The sequence below is a fragment of the Enterobacter sp. IF2SW-B1 genome (genome assembly GCF_001743375.1).
Taxonomy (GTDB): domain Bacteria; phylum Pseudomonadota; class Gammaproteobacteria; order Enterobacterales; family Enterobacteriaceae; genus Enterobacter; species Enterobacter bugandensis.
Genome location: NZ_MJAA01000288.1, coordinates 1 through 414, shown reverse-complemented (window position 1 = coordinate 414; position 414 = coordinate 1). Strand labels below are relative to the sequence as shown.

General features: G+C 61.4%; 1 pseudogene. It reads right to left on the bottom strand.

Features of this window, described 5'->3' with window-relative positions:
• A pseudogene (locus A6013_RS24425) lies at positions 1-414 on the bottom strand (protoheme IX biogenesis protein HemY); the annotation flags it as partial.

Here is a 414-nt window from a genome sequence, read left to right as displayed (position 1 = left end):
GGCTCGCCTCTTGCCATTCGCCGTGCTTCATCAGCGACTGGCCCAGGGTACTCCACAGCAGCGGACGGTCACCGACGGTTTTGATCTGCTGGCGCAGCACTTTTTCGACCTGCTCAGGGGTATTGGTTTTCAGGCGCGGGATCACCATGACCAGGCGAGCGTCGTACTGGCGCTTCAGGCCGACGAGAAGGATCTCCTGGGCGGGGTCATGATCGTCACATTCAATAAGCTGTTCCGCCATGGCCACCTGCAGGGGGACCTGCAGGCGCGTTTTCCGGCGCTGATTCTTCCACCAGGCTTTCCGGCTTTCGCTGCCCCGCGCCGCGCGCGCCTGATCCATTACGCCTATCCATGCCATCCGCTGCACTTCATCACGATATTTATCATCACCCACCTCGGCCTTCGCCATCGCCC